The sequence below is a fragment of the Pseudomonas flavescens genome, assembly GCF_013408425.1.
Taxonomy (GTDB): Bacteria; Pseudomonadota; Gammaproteobacteria; order Pseudomonadales; family Pseudomonadaceae; genus Aquipseudomonas; species Aquipseudomonas fulva_A.
Map to the genome: position 1 here is coordinate 5430761 of NZ_JACBYV010000001.1, position 16524 is coordinate 5447284.

At 62.5% G+C, this 16524-nt stretch carries 16 protein-coding genes; 10 read left to right on the top strand and 6 right to left on the bottom strand.

The genetic code is table 11. The features are described from left to right. The first annotated feature begins 115 nt into the window (after positions 1–115). From FHR27_RS24255 to FHR27_RS24280, 6 genes are all read left to right on the top strand, one after another. Positions 116–1204, top strand: a complete 1089-nt coding sequence (locus FHR27_RS24255) for an ABC transporter substrate-binding protein (RefSeq protein ID WP_179539773.1) — start codon at positions 116–118, stop codon at positions 1202–1204. After that, positions 1185–2180, top strand: coding sequence for an ABC transporter permease (locus FHR27_RS24260; protein WP_179539774.1), 996 nt, complete (start codon positions 1185–1187; stop codon positions 2178–2180). Before FHR27_RS24255 ends, FHR27_RS24260 begins: the two co-directional genes overlap by 20 nt. Continuing rightward, complete coding sequence (locus tag FHR27_RS24265; protein ID WP_179539775.1) at positions 2174–2965, top strand: ABC transporter ATP-binding protein; 792 nt, start codon at positions 2174–2176, stop codon at positions 2963–2965. Before FHR27_RS24260 ends, FHR27_RS24265 begins: the two co-directional genes overlap by 7 nt. Positions 2966–3334: 369 nt before the next feature. Then, on the top strand, positions 3335–4780 hold the full coding sequence (locus tag FHR27_RS24270; RefSeq protein WP_042556552.1) for a cytochrome ubiquinol oxidase subunit I: 1446 nt from the start codon (positions 3335–3337) through the stop codon (positions 4778–4780). Positions 4781–4782: 2 nt separating this feature from the next. Further along, complete coding sequence (gene cydB / locus FHR27_RS24275; protein ID WP_179539776.1) at positions 4783–5790, top strand: cytochrome d ubiquinol oxidase subunit II; 1008 nt, start codon at positions 4783–4785, stop codon at positions 5788–5790. Continuing rightward, a complete protein-coding gene (locus tag FHR27_RS24280) occupies positions 5790–5933 on the top strand; it encodes a DUF2474 domain-containing protein (protein ID WP_042556554.1) in 144 nt (47 codons plus the stop codon). The genes cydB and FHR27_RS24280 overlap by 1 nt, the downstream gene beginning before the upstream one ends. A 285-nt stretch (positions 5934–6218) precedes the next feature. Here the strand turns inward: FHR27_RS24280 and FHR27_RS24285 are convergent, their stop codons facing one another. After that, positions 6219–7007 (bottom strand): transporter substrate-binding domain-containing protein, encoded by a 789-nt coding sequence (locus tag FHR27_RS24285; RefSeq protein ID WP_179539777.1) that lies wholly within the window; start codon positions 7005–7007, stop codon positions 6219–6221. A gap of 335 nt (positions 7008–7342) precedes the next feature. Further along, positions 7343–7954 (bottom strand): hypothetical protein, encoded by a 612-nt coding sequence (locus tag FHR27_RS24290; protein WP_156152818.1) that lies wholly within the window; start codon positions 7952–7954, stop codon positions 7343–7345. Between the two features lie 381 nt (positions 7955–8335). On the opposite strand from FHR27_RS24290, the gene FHR27_RS24295 reads away from it, so the two are divergent. Both FHR27_RS24295 and FHR27_RS24300 read left to right on the top strand, forming a co-directional pair. After that, entirely contained in the window at positions 8336–9778 is a 1443-nt protein-coding gene (locus FHR27_RS24295) for a TldD/PmbA family protein (protein WP_179539778.1), read from the top strand. Beyond that, positions 9778–11097 (top strand): TldD/PmbA family protein, encoded by a 1320-nt coding sequence (locus FHR27_RS24300; RefSeq protein WP_179539779.1) that lies wholly within the window; start codon positions 9778–9780, stop codon positions 11095–11097. Before FHR27_RS24295 ends, FHR27_RS24300 begins: the two co-directional genes overlap by 1 nt. A 145-nt stretch (positions 11098–11242) precedes the next feature. Here the strand turns inward: FHR27_RS24300 and FHR27_RS24305 are convergent, their stop codons facing one another. From FHR27_RS24305 to FHR27_RS24315, 3 genes are all read right to left on the bottom strand, one after another. Next, positions 11243–11539: a type II toxin-antitoxin system RelE/ParE family toxin gene (locus tag FHR27_RS24305; RefSeq protein ID WP_179539780.1), complete on the bottom strand. Its 297-nt coding sequence runs from the start codon at positions 11537–11539 to the stop codon at positions 11243–11245. Next, complete coding sequence (locus FHR27_RS24310) at positions 11527–11784, bottom strand: type II toxin-antitoxin system Phd/YefM family antitoxin (protein ID WP_179539781.1); 258 nt, start codon at positions 11782–11784, stop codon at positions 11527–11529. Before FHR27_RS24310 ends, FHR27_RS24305 begins: the two co-directional genes overlap by 13 nt. Positions 11785–11874: 90 nt before the next feature. Then, positions 11875–12996 carry a methyltransferase gene (locus FHR27_RS24315; protein WP_179539782.1) on the bottom strand — a complete coding sequence of 374 codons (1122 nt, stop codon included), beginning with the start codon at positions 12994–12996 and terminating at the stop codon, positions 11875–11877. 313 nt (positions 12997–13309) lie between these two features. On the opposite strand from FHR27_RS24315, the gene FHR27_RS24320 reads away from it, so the two are divergent. Continuing rightward, entirely contained in the window at positions 13310–14299 is a 990-nt protein-coding gene (locus FHR27_RS24320) for a DctP family TRAP transporter solute-binding subunit (RefSeq protein ID WP_179539783.1), read from the top strand. 167 nt (positions 14300–14466) lie between these two features. Here the strand turns inward: FHR27_RS24320 and FHR27_RS24325 are convergent, their stop codons facing one another. After that, positions 14467–15387, bottom strand: coding sequence for a LysR family transcriptional regulator (locus FHR27_RS24325; RefSeq protein ID WP_179539784.1), 921 nt, complete (start codon positions 15385–15387; stop codon positions 14467–14469). Positions 15388–15503: 116 nt separating this feature from the next. On the opposite strand from FHR27_RS24325, the gene araD1 reads away from it, so the two are divergent. Beyond that, on the top strand, positions 15504–16499 hold the full coding sequence (araD1, locus tag FHR27_RS24330) for an AraD1 family protein (RefSeq protein ID WP_179539785.1): 996 nt from the start codon (positions 15504–15506) through the stop codon (positions 16497–16499). The last annotated feature ends 25 nt before the right edge of the window (positions 16500–16524 follow it).

Consider the following 16524-nt stretch of genomic DNA (forward strand, 5'->3'; position numbering starts at 1 on the left):
TCTAAGGCCTTCTTGTCGACGCTCGCCCCACAGGCCTTGAAACGCGTCATGCCGTTCTATCCGCACGCTACCCGACCACGCGGCGCATGCACGACTCTCTTCGAATGGAGGCGCCATGCCCATATCCCCGCTCAACCGCCGACAGCTGCTTGCCCTGGCGGGCACTGCCACCGCGGCTACGTTCGCCAGCCGCTTCGCCTGGGCCGGCAGCAGCCATGCTGACCACGGTTCTCACGCAGGGCACGCCAGCCACGGGGCTCAGCCAGTTGGCAGCGGCCTGGATCTGGAAAGTGATCGCTGGGTGTTGCCCGAACCGCGCAAGATCAAGCTGGCCACCAACCTCAATGCGGTGTGCCTGGCGCCGGTGGCGGTGGCTGACAGCCAGGGCATCTTCAAGCGGCACAACCTGGACGTGGAGTTCGTCAACTTCGGCAACTCCACCGAGGTGCTGCTCGAATCCATGGCCACCGGCAATGCGGACGCCGCCACCGGCATGGCGCTGCGCTGGCTGAAGGCGCTGGAACAGGGCTTCGACGTCAAGCTGACCGCCGGCACTCACGGCGGCTGCCTGCGCCTGTTGACCCTGGAGGATGGGCCGAAGAGCTTCGAGGCCCTGAAGGGCACCACTATCGGCGTTACCGACATGGCCGCAGCCGACAAGAACTTCTTCTCGCTCATGCTCAAGCGTCATGGGGTAGACCCAGTGCGCGACGTGACCTGGCGCGTGTACCCCATCGATCTGCTCAGCGTTGCCCTGCAGAAGGGTGAGATCCAGGCCGCCAGCGGCTCCGACCCGCTCATGTATCGGGTCAAGCAGCAGCCGGGCTTCGCCGAGCTGGCGACCAACATGATCGAGGAGTACGCCAACATGAGCTGCTGCGTGGTCGGGGTCAGCGGCGAGCTGGCGCGCAACGACACGCCCGTGGCGGCGGCCATCACCCACTCGATCCTGCAGGCCCACGCCTGGGCATCGCATAACCCCGACGCGGTGGCGGAGGAGTTTCTCAAGTTCGCCATCAACACGTCCAAGGAAGAGGTGCACGCCATCCTCACCGAGCACACCCATGGTTACTACTCGGTGGGCAACACCTTCGTCAAGGAGATCGCGGTGTATGCCCGCGACCTCAAGAATGTCGAAGTACTGCGCCCGCGTACCGATCCTCTGGAATTTGCGGAGAGCATCCATGCCGACGTATTCGCTTGAGCAAAGCCGCACATCGCAAGGCACCGCGGCGCCGCTGTGGCGTGGAGGCCTGCTGGCAGCGCTGAGCTGGACAGCCTTCGCGTTGTTCACCCAGTTCTATCCGGACGGCGGCAAGCCCTGGCCCTTCACTCAGGAGTTGGCGTTGTTCGGCGCAGGCGTTGGCGCGCTGCTGGCATTGCTGACCAGCCTGCCGGGCCTGTTCGGCAGGCTGGTCGAGCGTCTGCGCCCGACCGGTGCCTGGTTGGCGGCGCTCCCCGTGCTGCTGGGTGTCTGGCTGCTGGTCACCGCCAAGGTCGTGGTGCTGCCGGTACCGTTCTTCGCGCCTCCCCAGGCGCTGATCGAGGTTTTTGTCGATGACTGGGCGCGCCTCGGCGAGAGCCTGCTGCATTCCCTGTGGCTGCTGGTCAACGGCGTTGTGATCGGGGGGCTCAGCGGCTTCGCTGCGGGTGTTGCGATTGGTTGGTCGCAGCGCATCGGCTATTGGGTGCATCCAGTGCTGCGCATTCTTGGGCCGATTCCTTCCACGGCACTGCTGCCGATCTGCTTCTTTTTCTTCCCCAGCAGTTGGAGCGCCAGCGTGTTTCTGATCGCCCTGGCGACCTGGTTTCCGGTCACGGTATTGACCTGGTCCGGTGTGGCCAGCGTCGACAAGGCCTACTACGAAGTGGCCCGTACCCTGGGTGCCAACGCGCGCTTTCTGATTTTGCGGGTGGCGATCCCGGCAGCGCTGCCACATGTGTTCGTGGGGCTATTCATGGGCCTTGGCGCATCGTTCTCGGTGCTGGTGGTGGCCGAGATGATGGGCGTCAAGGCGGGGCTCGGCTGGTACCTGCAATGGGCTCAGGGCTGGGCGGCCTATGCCAATATGTATGCGGCATTGCTGGTCATGGCGCTGCTCTGTTCGGGATTGATCACCCTGCTGTTCATCGTTCGTGACCGGGTGTTGTCCTGGCAGAAAGGGGGCGTGAAATGGTGAATGTTGCGCAAGCAATCGTGGATCGGGAAGCCGGCATGACCCTGGATGTTCGCGGCCTCAGCCATGCCTTCGATCTTGGCGACAGCCGCCTGCCGGTGCTCGACAAAGTCGATCTGCAACTGGCGCCCGGCGAGAGCGTCGGCCTGCTCGGCCCGTCCGGTTGTGGCAAGTCGACCTTGCTGCGTCTGGTCGCCGGTCTGGAAAATCTTCAGAACGGCAGCCTGCTGGCCGATGGCATGGCGATTCCGGGGCCGCATCATTCGCGGGTGCTGGTATTCCAGGATCCGACGCTCTACCCCTGGCGCAGCGTGTGGGACAACGTGGCTCTTGGGCTGCAGGCACGTGGGCAGCTCAAGGAACAGAAGCACCGGGTCGATGAAACCCTGCGCAAGGTCGGTCTGCTGGAGTTCCGTGATGCCTACCCGCGTCAGCTCTCCGGCGGCATGGCGCAGCGCGTGGCGCTGGCCCGCGCACTGATCAACGAACCGCGTCTGTTGCTGCTCGACGAACCCCTGGGCAAGCTCGATTCTCTGACCCGTATCGCCATGCAAAGCGAGCTTATCCGCCTCTGGCAACAACAGGCCTACAGCTCCCTGCTGGTCACCCACGATGTCGAGGAGGCGCTGCTGCTCTGCGACCGCGTGCTGGTGTTCTCGGCACGCCCGGCGCGGGTGTTGGCGGAGCTGAAGGTCGAGCGGCCCTATCCGCGTCGTCGCGACGATCCGCGGCTGCTGGAGCTTCGTCATCATGCGCTGGACCTACTGGGGCAGGGCAGCGACTGGTGACTGCACCGGCGACCTGTGGCCTTACAGGTCGTCCATGGCTGGCGTTGCCCGGTTCCCGGGGCGCGCCATCGATGAGTAACTTGGCGTTTTTCCGGCAGCCAGGCGCTCAACTCTGCTTTCCAGGCTCTCGCAACGGCCATGGTGCAGTGGCTACGGGCAAGCGTGCGATACAGCGCCTCCGCCTCCGATAGCGCGCCAACAAGACATAACGCCGCACGTGACGGCCTGTCGCGCGGCAACCTACCACGGCGGCAAGCGCCGAGGCGGGGCGTAGTCTTTCGTTGAACGATTGATCCAGGTCAACGCGCTTTGCGCGCTGCCTGGATTGCAGACAACTAGAAAGTCGATAACCTGATCGAGGGACGCCCCATGTTCGGCCTAGAGGCTTTGGATCTCGCGCGCATCCAGTTCGCCTTCACCATCTCCTTCCACATCATCTTTCCGGCCATCACCATCGGCCTGGCCAGTTACCTGGCGGTGCTCGAAGGGCTGTGGCTGAAGACCGGCGAAACGGTGTACCGCGACCTCTACCATTTCTGGGCGAAGATCTTCGCCGTCAACTTCGGCATGGGCGTGGTCTCCGGGCTGGTGATGGCTTACCAGTTCGGCACCAACTGGAGTGCCTTCTCGGACTTCGCCGGTTCGATCACCGGGCCGCTGCTGGCTTACGAAGTGCTGACCGCATTCTTCCTCGAGGCGGGCTTTCTCGGCGTCATGCTGTTTGGCTGGAGCCGCGTGGGGCCGGGGCTGCACTTCTTCTCGACGATCATGGTGGCGATCGGCACGCTGATCTCGACCTTCTGGATTCTCGCCTCCAACAGCTGGATGCAAACGCCCCAGGGCTTCGAGATCGTCGACGGCCGGGTCATTCCGGTGGATTGGTTCGCCGTGGTGTTCAACCCCTCGTTCCCTTACCGCCTGGCGCACATGGCCACCGCCGCGTTTCTCGCCACCGCGTTCTTCGTCGGCGCGTCGGCGGCCTGGCACCTGCTGCGTGGGCGCGACACCCCCGCGATGCGCAAGATGTTCTCCATGGCGCTGTGGATGGCGCTGCTGGTCGCCCCGGTACAGGCGGTGATCGGCGACTTCCACGGCCTCAATACCCTCGAGCATCAACCGGCGAAGATCGCCGCCATCGAAGGCCACTGGGACAACAGCTCCGGCGAGCCGACGCCGCTGATCCTGTTCGGCTGGCCGGACATGGAGCGCGAGGAAACCCGCTTCAAGGTCGAGGTGCCGTACCTGGGCAGCCTGATCCTGACCCACAGCCTCGACAAGCAGGTGCCAGCGCTGAAGGAGTTCGCCAAGGAGGATCGGCCCAACTCGACCATCGTCTTCTGGTCGTTTCGGGTGATGGTCGCCATGGGCATGCTGATGATCCTGGCCGGGCTCTGGAGCCTCTGGCTGCGCTGGCGCGGCAGCCTCTACCAGTCGCGCCCGTTCCTGTATTTCTGCCTGTGGATGGGGCCGTCTGGCCTGATCGCCATCCTCGCCGGCTGGTTCACCACCGAGATCGGCCGCCAGCCCTGGGTGGTCTACGGTTTGATGCGTACCGCCGACGGTGTGTCGATGCACAGCGCGGCGCAACTGGGGATCACCCTGGTGCTGTTCGTGGTCGTCTACTTCGCCGTGTTCGGCGCCGGCATGAGCTACGTGATGCGCCTGGTGCGCAAAGGGCCGGTCAGCGGCGAAGGTGATCATCAGGATGATGGCGGGCCGGGCACCCGGCACACGCAGGCGCGGCCATTGTCCGCCGCGAAGGAAGGCCTGGACGACAACGATTCGATCACCCGCACTGCAACCGGGAGGGCATGACCATGGGTATCGATCTTTCCGTCATCTGGGCGGTGATCATCGTCTTCGGCGTGATGATGTACGTGATCATGGACGGCTTCGACCTGGGCATCGGCATCCTCTTTCCGTTCGTGCCGGACAAGGGCGAACGCGACGTGATGATGAACACCGTGGCGCCGGTCTGGGACGGCAATGAAACCTGGCTGGTGATGGGCGGTGCCGGGCTGTTCGCCGCCTTCCCGCTGGCCTACTCGGTGGTGCTCAGTGCCTTGTATCTGCCGTTGATGTTCATGCTGCTGGGCCTGGTGTTTCGCGGCGTGGCCTTCGAGTTTCGCTTCAAGGCCCGCGACCACAAACGGCATATCTGGGACAAGGCCTTCATCGGCGGCTCGGTGGCAGCGACCTTCTTTCAGGGCGTGGCGCTGGGCGCGTTTATCGAAGGCATTCCGGTCGAAGGTCGGGCGTTCGCCGGCGGCTCGCTGGACTGGCTGGCGCCGTTCCCGCTGTTCAGCGGCTTGGGCCTGATCGCCGCCTATGCACTGCTCGGCTGCACCTGGCTGATCATGAAAACCGAAGGGCGCCTGCAGCAACAGATGCACGGGATGGCCCGGCCCCTGGCGCTTCTGTTGCTGGCCGTGATCGGCATCGTCAGCCTGTGGACGCCACTGTCCCAGGCGAGCATCGCCGAGCGCTGGTTCAGCCTGCCCAACCTGTTCTGGTTCCTGCCCGTGCCGTTGCTGGTGCTGGCGACCTTCTTCTACCTGTTGCGCTCGGTGGCCAACCACGACAACAGCAAGCCGTTCGTACTGACCCTGGTACTGATCTTCCTCGGTTACAGCGGCCTGGGCATCAGCCTGTGGCCGAACATCGTGCCCGGCTCGCTGACCATCTGGCAGGCCGCCGCGCCCCCGCAGAGCCAGGGCTTTGCCTTGGTCGGCGCACTGTTCATCATTCCGTTCATCCTCGTTTACACCGCCTGGAGCTACTACGTATTCCGCGGCAAGGTGACGCCTGATCAGGGGTACCACTGATGAACAAGGCCAGCGAAAAGAAACCCCTCTGGCAACGCATCGCCTGGCTGGCCGGCATCTGGACGGTCAGCGTGCTGAGCCTGGGGCTGGTGTCGTACCTGCTACGGCTATTTATGAATGCGGCGGGGTTGAGTACGCCGTAAGGGTGAGGATCGTTGCCACGCTTCGCTTGGGAGCGATCTCAATGGGGCTGTTCGGGTTACGAATGGTGGACAAGCTTCGCGTTGTCCACCCTACTTGTCGGTAGGGCGTAGGGTGGATGACGCTTTATCCATCCACCATTTTGATCGTTCCCACGCTCCGCGTGGTAACGCCTCCCGTGGCGCTCTGCGCCGCATTTCATTTGCACGTTTGGCTATCGAGGAATCGGACGCGGAGCGTCCTGCTGATGCATTCCCACGCAGAGCGTGGGAACGATCGGTGTCTCATTACTGCCCCGGTACCGCCAGCCAATGGCCAAGGGTCTTCTGATAAGCACCGGTGGCCTTGCTCAAATGCAGCCACTGATCGACGTAGCTCTTCCAGGTCATGTCGTCGCGAGGCAGCAGGTAAGCTTTCTCGCCGTATTGCATGTAGTCCGTCGGGTTGACGGCGCACAGGCCGGGCATGCGTTTCTGCTGGTACAGGGCCTCGGACGCGTCGGTGATCATCACGTCGGCGCGCTTATCCAGCAGTTCCTGGAAGATGGTCTTGTTGTCGTGGAAATTCAGCTGAGCCTTGGGCAAGTATGCCCGTGCAAAGGCCTCGTTAGTACCGCCCGCCGGCTCGATCAGGCGCACCTCTGGCCTGTTGATCTGCTCGACGGTCTGGTAACGCGAAACGTCTTCGCAACGAACCAGCGGAATCTTGCCGTCCACATCCAGGGTGCTGCTGAAAAAGGCCTTCTTCTGGCGCTCCAGCGTCACCGAGATACCGCCCATGCCGATATCGCACTTGCCCGCCACCATATCCGGCATCAGGGTTTTCCAGGTGGTCGGCACCCACTGCACCTTCACCCCGAGGCTCTGCGCGAGCGACTGGGCCATCTCGATATCGATGCCTTCGTACTCACCGTCCTGGCGCAGGAAGGTATACGGCTTGTAATCGCCGGTGGTGCACACGGCCAGCTGTCCCTTCTCCAGCACCTTGTCCAGGTGCGACGGCGTTTCCTGAGCCTGGGCAAAACCCGACAGTCCGATAAGCAGGGTGGTGATGGCGCTGAGGGTCAGGTTTTTCATCATGAGTCGATGCTCGCGGTTGTGAGGAGGGGGCAATCTTGCGAGACACAGTAAGGACGAGACGCCCCGCAGCCAAGCCCCGGAGCAAGGCACTGACCCCAGGCTAACCCGAGTTCATTCGGGACAATGTTTTGAAAATGGTGGACAAGCTTCGCGTTGTCCACCCTACGGATGTCCTTCGATTTGCTGCCTGGAAATGCAGGCTTGACGCTCCGCGTAGTATTTATGAGCCGAACTGACAATGCCTCGGACGCGTCCTGTTGAAACCTTTCCATGCAGAATGTGGGAACGATCGAGCCCAAGTTGTTCGCGGTGATGGAATAATTGTTGTTGGTTCATATTTTGTGGGTTTTCAGTTTTGTGATCAGTGAGTTTATTTTTTTCTTGTCCCAATTCGAGTGATCCTCGAGAAAAAAATCTCCATCGTCATTCAGTTTTTTGGCAATTTCATTGTCATGAAATCCTAGGGACTGAAGTTTTAATATTTTTATGACCTGTCTGTTCGCGGTTGGGTTGTTTACATAAAGAGGTTCTACGGCGCTATGGCAGTGTTTGCAAATGCACGCATGAGTGTTGATGGGGGATGAGCACTTTGGGCAGTCTCTAAGAAGAATGTTGTTCTGGTTCTTGGTTTTTTGCTTTATTTTCTTGTACATATGCGCATAGAGCATGCCCATGATATGAGCGTTGGGAATGGATAGCGCTATGCATGCCACTGTGATCATTCCTCCTGTTTTTCCCGAGAATGCTGCAGTGAAACCAATGAGAAATAATATAAGCGATCCGGGTAGTGATAAAAAACCAATAACTAAGGTGGTTAGTAAAAATGAATTATTTTCACCATTTGAGTTCTCTGAGGATGAGAAGCCAGAGATAAATGTAAGTGTTAAGGGGATGCTGAGTATCAGTCCGTAAGCAAATGAATGCAAAAATGCTGGTTGTTTCATTTGTCTTCCCTGGCTATTCAAGCTTTTATGTAACTCTGTGAGATTGCGATATTGACTCAGTCATAACCAAAAGCAATAGGCAGGTAACCGCCATCTGTACACGACTATATAAGCTCATCTGTTCGTGCTCGCTAGTAAGTAGGGTGGATGACGCTTTTTTCATCCACCATAGCGATACCGAAAAATCACATTGCACTGACGGGGAGACGTTTGTTAATCGGTACGCTGCTGGCTATAAATCGCGTGTCAATACAAAGCCGGCTCTGACACTACGCCATCAAATAGCCATCCGTCTACGCGATGCTCGCCGCCGCCCTGGTTGCCCAATCCCGGCAATCCTTCCCATACTGCCTCCCTATGCCGCCTACCAAGGGAGCCCCCATGTTCGCCTTCAGCGAAATCCTGCAACGCCGCTTCGCCGCCCTGCATTGCACCGCCGATTTCTGGTCGCTGCGCCATGTGCGGGAAACCACCGAGCGCTATTGGGTGCGCCGCAATGTGGCGCGGGCGCCGTCGTTTTCCGACGATGCGGGCGCCATGCTCAGCGTGCGCGTCGCTGGCGTGGAGGCCTACGCGGCGACCAGCGATCTCAGCCAGGCTGGGTTGCAGGCGGCGCTCGACAGGGCCGAGGCGCTGGCTCGCCAGCTTGCCGGTAGCAATCTGCTCGATATGCACGAGCTACCGGTGCCCCATGAGCAGGCCGATGACGTGATGCCCGGCTACGAGCGATCCCTGGCCCGCCCGGCGCACTGGTACGAATTGCTGGCGGCCGAGTCGGCGCGGGTGCCGCGTGACGAGCGCCTGGTGGACTGGTACGCCGGCCTGAGTTTCACCGCCACCGAGCAGATCTACCTCAACAGCGCCGGTGCCCGTTTGCGGCGTGCCCAGCACTACGTATTCCCGCAACTGGGGGTGACCGCCAGCGATGGCGCCGACAGCCAGAGCCGCAGCTTCGGCGGCACTCACCTGGCACGCCAGGGCGGTGCGGAGGTGATCGATCATCTGGGTCTGGTTGGCACCGCCAGCCGTATCGCCGACGAGGCGCTGCAGTTGCTGCTGGCGCCCAACACGCCGAGCGGCCACCGCGACCTGTTGCTGATGCCGGATCAGATGATCCTGCAGATCCACGAGTCCATCGGCCATCCACTGGAGCTGGATCGTATCCTCGGTGACGAGCGCAATTTCGCCGGCACCAGCTTTATCCGCCAGGAAGATTTCGGCAGCTATCAATACGGCTCGCCGCTGCTCAACGTGACCTTCGACCCGACGGTTTCGGGCGAGCTGGCCAGCTACCGCCATGACGATGACGGCACGCCGGCGCAGCGTGAGTACCTGATCCGCGAGGGCATCCTGCAGCGACCGCTCGGTGGTGCGCTGTCGCAGTGGCGCAGTGGTCTGGAGGGGGTCGCCAACAGCCGTGCCTGCAGCTGGAACCGACCGACCCTCGACCGCATGGCCAACCTCAATGTCGAGCCTGGCACGCAACGCCTGGAGCAGATGATCGGCGGCATCGAGCACGGCATCCTGATGAGCAACAACCGCTCCTGGTCGATCGATGATGCGCGCAACAAATTCCAGTTCGGTTGCGAGTGGGGCCGGCTGATCGAGAACGGCGAACTCAAGGGCGTGGTGAAGAACCCCAACTACCGCGGTATCTCCGCGCAGTTCTGGCGCAACCTCAAGGCCGTCGGCGATGCCAGTACCTTCGAGGTGCTGGGCACGCCGTACTGCGGCAAGGGCGAGCCGAACCAGGTGATCCGCGTCGGCCACGCCACGCCGGCGTGCGTGTTCGCCGATATCGATGTCTTTGGAGGGGCTGCCTGATGGAAGCACGTCAGCATTTCGAGGCGCTGCTCGCGCACCTGAACGCCGAGCTGCAGGCCGGCGAGGGCTTTACCCTGGAGTACCAGGCCGAGGCTTCGGACTTTATCCGCTTCAACCACGCCCGCGTGCGCCAGGCCGGCCAGGTGCAGCAGGTGTACGCCACCCTGGCCCTGTATCAGGACGAGCGGCATGGCGACTTCGAACTGGCCCTCAGCGGTGTGATCGACGATGACCTTCCGCGCCTCGACCAGGCGCTGCAGCGGTTGCGCGTGGTCGTGCCGACGCTGGTCGATGATCCCTACCTGCGCCTGAATCGCGAGGCGTGGCGCAGTGAGACGGCGGCGGGTGAGGCGGTTCAGCACAGCGAGGCGGCCATCGCGCAGATCAATGAGGCGTCTGCCGGGCTGGATCTGGTCGGTTTCTACGCCGCCGGGCCGCAATACCAGGGCTTCGCCAGCTCCTGGGGCGCCTTCGGCTGGCACGCGGCGAGCAGCTTCAACTTCGAGTTCAGCCTGTTCCACGAAAACGGCCAGGCGGTGAAAAGCAATTATGCCGGCGAGCAATGGGATGCCCAGGCCTTCGCCCGCAAGTTGGCGTTCGCCCGTGAGCAGTTGGAATACCTGGGCAAACCCGCCCATGAACTGAAGCCAGGGGCGTATCGCGCCTACCTGACGCCGGCGGCGCTGGAGGAATTGTTCGGGTTGTTCGCCTGGGGCTTTTCCGCCGAGGCGCTGGCCACCGGTGGCAGCCCGCTGCAGCGGCTGTTCGCCGGCAACGGCAGTTTGAGCGACAAGGTGACGCTGGACGAGCGTATCGAAGGCGGCCTGGCGCCGGCCTTCACCCGCGAGGGGCCTCGTCAGCCACTGCGCCTGGTCAGCCAGGGCAAGCCGGGCGAGCGTCTGGTCAGCTCACGCAGCGCCGCCGAACATGGGCTGATCGCCAACGGCGCGGGCAGCGGCGAGTACCCGTTCTCGCTGCACCTGCATGGCGGCGAGCTGGAGGAGGGCGAGATTCTGCAGCGCCTCGGCACCGGGCTGTATATCGGCAACCTGTGGTACAGCAACTTCTCCGACCTGCCGGCCGGGCGCCTGACCGGCATGACCCGCTTCGCCACTTTCTGGGTCGAAGACGGCCGCATCCAGGCACCGGTCAACACCATGCGTTTCGACGATTCGCTGTTCGATTTCCTCGGCCCGAACCTGGAAGCCCTGACCCGTGAACCGGAGCTGCTGCTGCCCAACGGCACCTACGGCGCCCGCCAGACCGGCTCGATGGCGCTGCCCGGCGCCTTGCTGTCGCGGTTTACCCTGACGTTGTAAGGAAGATATTCCTGGGTATCGCTGCGATCAACCGCAGGCTACGGGTGACTCTGGTAGCCCGGTGTCGAGCGCAGCGATACCCGGGGAAAGGCCAGCCGCGTGTGCTGATCAATGCTCATCCATGATTTGCCGTTACCAATGAGGCTCACTCGAGCATATGGGCGCGTAATAGGCGCTCCTCTCGCATGATGTGGATGATAAAAACCGTTGTATCCGAAACGCGGTAAAAAATCCGGCAGGGCGGGACGACGACTTCGCGATAGAGAGCGTTTGGCAACTCGGCAGGACCGCGGCCGGACATCGGGAATTCGGCCAATCGTGCGACCGCTTCAATCACCTTTTTGACGAGTGCTCGTGCGGCATCCGGTTTGTCGAGGGCTATGTACTGCGCCAGATCCTCGAGTTGTTCGAGCGCGGGGGTCGTCCAGACTATTTCAGCCATTTGCTCAGCCGTTCCTTGGCCTGTTCATGGCTGATGGTATTGCCTTCGACCACGGCTCGTTCGCCTCGCGCGAGGGCATCCAGCAGTGCAAGGCGTTTCTGCATGAACTGATAGTCATCGACGTCCACCAGATAAGCCGAGGGGATTCCATGCTCTGTGATCAGTATGGGCTCTTTGGATTCGTGAAGATCGGCAAGGATCTTGGTGGCCTGTCGCTTCAGGTTGGTGACCAGTTCGACTTTCATGGTGGGGACCCGACGCGTAAATTAAAGTATCACTTTAGTGATACTTCCCCCCCTTCGCAATGCTCGCTCATTCTCTCGACTCCAATGGTGTTACTTCGTCGCCTTCAGCACCACGAACTTTGGCGTTGCCGCCACCTGCTCGACACCCCGGAACAGCCGCGCCAGCTTGGTGTGATAACCCAGGTGGCGGTTGCCGACGATCCACAGTTCACCGCCGGTGACCAGGGCGTTGCGGGCCTGCTGGAACATGCGCCAGGCGAGAAAGTCGCCCACCACCTGCTGCTGATGGAAGGGCGGGTTGCAGAGCACCAGGTCCAGCGAGTCGGCCTCCTGCTCGGCCAGGCCGTCACCGGCGCGAATGGTCACCGGTCGCTCGCCCAAGGCTGCGCGCCAGTTCTCCCGAGCCGATTGCACGGCCATGTAGGACTCGTCCACCAGGGTCAGCTCGGCGCTGGAGCTACTCAATGCGTAGGCGATGCCCAGCACACCATTACCGCAGCCAAGGTCGGCGACCCGACGGTCGTCCAGGTGTTTGGGCAGATGAGGCAGAAAGGCGCGGGTACCGATATCCAGCCCTTCTCGGCAGAACAGGTTGGCGTGGTTGCTCAGTTCGAGCGCCGGCTTGTCGAGGCGATAGCGGGTCGGGTAGGGCGACGTCGGCGCCGCTTTGGCTTCTGGCGTTGCGTGCAGCAGGCGGGCTTTTTTCACCGCCAGCGAAGCCTGCACCGGGCCGATGTATTTCTCCAGCAGATCGCCAGCCGCGCGCGGTAGATGCTTGATCATGCCGCCAGCGATTACCTGAGCTCCAGGCGCCAACTGGCCATGCAGGCGGATCAGTTGTTCCTCGAGCAGGGCCAGCGTTTTCGGCACGCGGATCAGCACCAGATCGAAAGGGCCACTCACCGGCGCGCTGGCCGGCACGAAGCTCACGGCATCCTCGGCAACACCGTTGCGCGCCAGGTTTAGGCGTAGCGCCAGCTGGCCCAGATGCGAGTCGCCGCTGCTGGTCACCTGGGTGCGGCCGGCCAGGGCGCAGGCCAGGGCACCGAAGCTGTCGTTGAGCAGCAGCACGCGCGCGCTGCCCGCAAGCGTCCGTGCCTGTTCGAGCAGGTAGGCATCGGCGGCATCGAAGGCTTGCAGCGGCATGCCGGGTTGCTCGGGCTGGCGCTGCAGTTCCAGGGTGGCGAAAGGGGTGACGAAGGACGACGACATGCTGATCTCGTGGTGGGTGTGGCGGCGCGCATTCTGCCATGGCGCGGGCAGCGAATCTTCAAGCTGTGCTGCAGTTGGCGTTATTGCCGCTTGTTCCGCGGCGGGGGATCGACAAGAATCGCGCCCCTGCCGATAAGGTCGAGCCCAACGCCCCTCCCGTGCAGCCCCTCCAATAATAGTCGCACACCCGAGCCACGTGCCGGGCGTAGCCGACAGCGCTTTGCCGATGCCTCGTTGAGGTCACTCGATAACCCATTTCCTTCAGGTGCCTGCCTCGTGCATGCGCCGTTGCCTGCCATTGCCAAGGTGTTGCATGTTCAAGTCCGTTGTCACCATTGCCCTGTCTGCTCTGCTGCTGATCTGTACGTCGGTATCCGCTGCGGAACCCATCGTCATCAAGTTCTCCCACGTGGTTGCCGACGATACGCCCAAGGGCCGTGGCGCCCTGCTGTTCAAACAACTGGTGGAGGAGCGTCTCGGCGCCCAGGTGAAGGTCGAGGTCTACCCCAACTCCACCCTGTTCGGTGACGACGACGAGCTGCAGGCCCTGCGCGACGGCAAGGTACAACTGCTGGCGCCTTCGCTGTCGAAATTCGATGCCTACACCAAGCAACTGCAGGTGTTCGACCTGCCGTTCCTGTTCGACGATCTGGACGCCGTCAAGCGCTTCCAGAAGCGCGAGAAGAGCCGCGAGCTGCTGCGCTCCATGGCGGGCTACGACATCTACGGCCTGGCTTACTGGAACAACGGCATGAAGCAGCTCTCCGCCAACCGCGCGCTGAAGTTGCCTGCCGATGCCGAAGGCCTGACCTTCCGCATTCAGCCGTCGCCGGTACTGGAAGCGCAGTTCGCGCAGCTCGGCGCCAGCACCAGCAAGATCGCGTTCAGTGACACCCTGGCGGCGTTGCAGAAGGGCACCGTACAAGGCGCGGAAAACCCCTGGTCGAACCTGGCGAGCCAGAAGCTCGATAGCGCGCAGCCGTTCATCACCGAAACCAATCATGGCTCGCTCAACTACATGCTGATCAGCAATTCCAAGTTCTGGGTCAGCATTCCGTATCAGGTGCGTGTGCAGCTCGAAGCGATCATCGAAGAGGTCAGCTTCAAGGTGAACCAGGACGCCGAAGAGCAGAACCGCAAGAGCCGCGAGCAGATCGTCGCTGGCGGTCGCAGTCAGATCCTGCCACTGACCCCCGAGCAGCGCAGCGCCTGGCGTGAAGCGATGCGGCCGGTATGGCAGGCGTTCGAAGCCGAGATCGGTGCCGACGTGCTGCGCGCGGCGCAGACGGTCAATCGTCGCTGATCGATTACGCCGGCTTAATGCGTACTCCTGTGGGAGCGGGCGGGGACGCATAGTCCATGCCCGCGATTCTTTCGCGCGCATGGCGCGCTCCCACACGAATTCGGGGCCAGAGGATGGGGCACAGTTCCTCAATGGTGGTGGGTTACACCCACGTGGCCCGACCCAAGCTACGAAGCGCGCAGCTCCTCCAGCAGCAAGCGGGCAGGTGACGACAGCGGCGAGCCATGGCGGCTGATCACGCCATAGGGCTCGCTATGCAGTGCCTGGGCAAGTTCCAGGCATGCCAGTTGGCCTGAGCGTGCCGCGTATTGAGCCGTTTCCCTTGGCATCAGGGCGACCAGGTTCGGGTCTTCCTGCAGCAGCATCAGGGTGGCGAAGGTCGAGGCGGTTTCCAGCGGGTAGCGCGGGAATTCCAGCTCGGCATCGCTGAACGCCCGCTCCAGCACCAGGCGCATCGGCATGTTCGCCGGGAACACCACCCAGCTGTAAGCGGCCAGCTGCGCCAGGCTCAGGCCCGGAGTGGCCGCCAGCGGGTGCGCGGGGTTGGCCACCACCTTCAGCTGTTCCTCGTGCAGGCTCAGGCAGTCGTAGTCGTCCGGTCTGCGGCTGACGCTGGTGCGGCAGATCGCCAGATCCAGGCGACCCTGGTCGATCAGGCTGAGCAGGCGTGCGCTGGTGTCCTCGACGATTTCCACCGACAGCTCCGGTTGGCGCGCCCGCAACCGCGACAGCGCGCGGGTCAGGTGCGGCACAGCGCCCATGATCACGCCCACCACCAGGCGGCCGCCCTGGCCTTGCAGAATGCCCAGCATTTCCTCGCGCAGGTGGGCCAGATCGCTGTGAATCAGGCGTGCATAGCGAATCGCGCATCGCCCCAGGTCATTGGCTTCCAGCCCCTGGCTGGTACGGGTGAACAGGCGCATGCCGAACGCCGACTCAATTTCGTTGAGCGCCTTGGTCGCGCCTGGCTGGCTGATCGCCACAGCGTCGGCTGCCTTGTGCAGCGAACCCTGTTCGTCGAGGGCGATCAGCAAGCGCAGCTGTTTCAGGCGCAGTCGGGAAACCAGAGCGGGTAGGGAAGCGATCATGGGGATAACCAATAGTTATTGCTTGATCAGAGGCTGTCATTAGGCAGGCTGGCGCTCGCTTCGTAAAGTCTGCTCTGTATCCCTATGGGCAAGCCATCCAACAAGAGAGACAAGCCATGCGACTGATCCAGTTCGAATCCACCGAAGGCCTGCGTCAGGTTGGCGTCGTCGAAGGCGATGCCGTCCGCATCGTTCGCGGCGTTGGCAGCACTCGCGAGCTGGCGTTGGCCGCCATCCGCGCCGGGCGCAGCCTGCAGGACGAAGTCGACAGCCGTGGCAGCGAGGCCGGCCCGGCTTATGAGGCGTTGCAGCAAGGCGGTCGTATCCTGCCGCCGCTCGATCACGAGGACCCGGCGCATTGCCTGATCACCGGCACAGGCCTGACCCACCTTGGCAGCGCCTCGACCCGCGACAAGATGCATCAGCAGAAGGCCCAGGACGAAGCCACCCTCACCGATACCATGCGCATGTTCCGCTGGGGGCTCGAAGGCGGCAAACCTGGCGCTGGCAAGGTGGGCGCGCAGCCGGAATGGTTCTACAAGGGCGATGGCGGCATCGTCGTGCGCCCCGGTGCCGACCTGCCGGTACCGGTGTTCGCCGAGGATGGCGGCGAGGAGCCGGAGCTGGTCGGTTTGTACGTCATCGGCGATGACGGCAAGCCTTACCGCCTCGGTTACGCGCTGGGCAACGAGTTCTCCGACCACGTGCTGGAGCGGCGCAGCTACCTGTACCTGGCTCACTCCAAGCTGCGTTTCTGTGCCTATGGCCCTGAGCTGCGCGTAGGTCAACTGCCAGCCCACCTGTCCGGCACCAGCCGCATTCATCGTGGCGGCCAGGTGTTGTGGGAGAAGGAGTTCCTCAGTGGCGAGGAGAACATGTGTCACAGCCTGGAGAACCTGGAGTTCCACCACTTCAAGTACCAGCAGTTCCTGCGTCCCGGCGACGTGCACGTGCATTATTTCGGAACCGCTACGCTGTCCTATGCAGACGGTATCAAGGCCCAGCCGGGCGATACCTTCGAGATCGAAATGAACGAGTTCGGCGCACCCTTGCGCAATGGGCTGGTGGCGGCCGACGAGCCGCTCGAGCCGGGCGGCGTGACTGCCCTGTAAACCATCCATCGTTATCCATGCCGGG